1 protein-coding gene is annotated in these 583 nt (G+C 70.0%); it reads right to left on the bottom strand.

Annotated elements, in window-relative coordinates; all coding sequences use genetic code 11:
- Nucleotides 1–175: 175 nt before the first annotated feature.
- The gene (locus tag ACWGJY_RS29575) at nucleotides 176–349 is read right to left on the bottom strand and encodes a CsbD family protein (RefSeq protein ID WP_453263928.1); all 174 of its coding nucleotides are present in this window, start codon (nucleotides 347–349) and stop codon (nucleotides 176–178) included.
- Nucleotides 350–583: the final 234 nt, after the last annotated feature.

Below are 583 nucleotides of genomic sequence, written 5' to 3'. Positions count from 1 at the left end.
CCACCCCACGCGGCGCCCACGTAAGCGGGCGCCGGCGCCCCAGACCCCCGGGGCCCGCGCCGCGGCCCCGCTGGCCCCCCCAACACCCCCCGTGGCCCCGGTCCCCCCCCCCCGGGCCCACCGCCTGGATCTCTGAACGCAGGGCCACCTCTGTCAGCCGGACTGCGTGCCGCCGTCATCGGTGGAAAGCGTCCTTGCCCTTCGAAGCGGCCTGACGCAGATCACCCTTGGCCCGTTCGGCGCGGCCTTCGGTGGTCATCCGCTCGTTGCCCAGGGCCCGGCCCACGGTCTCCTTGGCAGCGCCCTTGGCCTGCTCGGACTTGGCCGTCATCTTGTCGGTGGCGGTCATGGTCGCACTCCTCCTTGCGTGGGTGTGTTTCCCTGACGCAAGATCGCCTGCCCGTGCGGAAACGGCCCAAACACCCGCACCGCCGGGGTGGCGGTGAGCGCGAGCCGACGTCGAGAGAGCGAACGAACGAGGGGGCGGGCCCCGGGACCCCCCCGGCCCCCCCGCCCCCCCCATAGCCAGTCTAATTTTAAAAAAAAACAACCCCAAAAAAAAAAAGGGATATAGTGTTTGGTG

This window comes from Streptomyces sp. NPDC054765, from assembly GCF_053612065.1.
Note: the sequence above shows the minus strand (reverse complement) of the source record. Positions and strands in the feature narration are given on the sequence as shown.

What these genes read in the sequence shown, in the direction of transcription:
- ACWGJY_RS29575 (WP_453263928.1), bottom strand. Translation starts at nt 349, where the DNA reads ATGACCGCCACCGACAAGATGACGGCCAAGTCCGAGCAGGCCAAGGGC.